The sequence below is a fragment of the Citrobacter sp. wls613 genome, assembly GCF_005281195.1.
GTDB classification, from domain to species: domain Bacteria; phylum Pseudomonadota; class Gammaproteobacteria; order Enterobacterales; family Enterobacteriaceae; genus Citrobacter; species Citrobacter gillenii.
This window is the reverse complement of sequence record NZ_SZXN01000059.1, coordinates 2,349-3,083: the sequence shown is the minus strand read 5'-3', so window position 1 is coordinate 3,083 and position 735 is coordinate 2,349. Positions and strand designations below refer to the sequence as shown.

Annotated in this window: 1 protein-coding gene; it reads right to left on the bottom strand. The window is 53.6% G+C overall.

Annotated features, from left to right (window positions below):
• The coding region (locus tag FDX01_RS13480; protein ID WP_137399922.1) for a heavy metal-binding domain-containing protein at positions 1–505 on the bottom strand (505 nt) is incomplete at its 3' end.
• Positions 506–735: the final 230 nt, after the last annotated feature.

Here is a 735-nt window from a genome sequence, read left to right as displayed (position 1 = left end):
AGAAGCGTCTTGTCATGTCGCGAAGTTCATCACTCGGCCCCGTCGATGCCGTGGCTACGAGCGGTTCCAGTGCCATTCCACAGACAGGACAGCTTCCGGGACCACTGCGGCGTATCTCCGGGTGCATCGGACATGTCCACACACCTTCAGAAATATCTTTCTCCGCCTGATGGTGAGGCTGTTTTATCTGGTCTGGGCTGACTTCGTGGTGATCGTGGTGGTGGTGGTGGGAATGTTCACTGGCATCTTCGGTAAGATAACGGTCGGGATGGGCTGTAAATTTACTCTCACAGCTGGCAGAGCAGAAATAAAGCTGATGGTCCTGGTATCGAATGCTGCTGTGCGCCTTGTCGGGCAGGAATGCCATCCCGCACACGGGATCTCTCACCTTATGCAATACGTGGCTCTCGTCCGGGGATAATGTCTGTTCAGAAGCAGTCTGGTTGTTGTGTTGCACTACATTGTCATTTTTCACAATAACTCTCCTTATGCATGCCTGAAGCATTTTCTGTCTTCAGGGTATGTCATGGATGCGATTACCACGAATGTCGCCGGCACAGGAGTGCCTGCTGCCGACGTCCCGTTATCAGCCGTTCCGCTGACTATTCGATTCGCTGGAAGATCTTTTTACTGCCCTCCGGAGAGAATGCGATAACATCGTAAGCCTCTTTACGGGCCCCCATCTCCATTCCCGGGCTTCCCGCAGGCATACCGGGGGTGGCAAGGCCATAAATC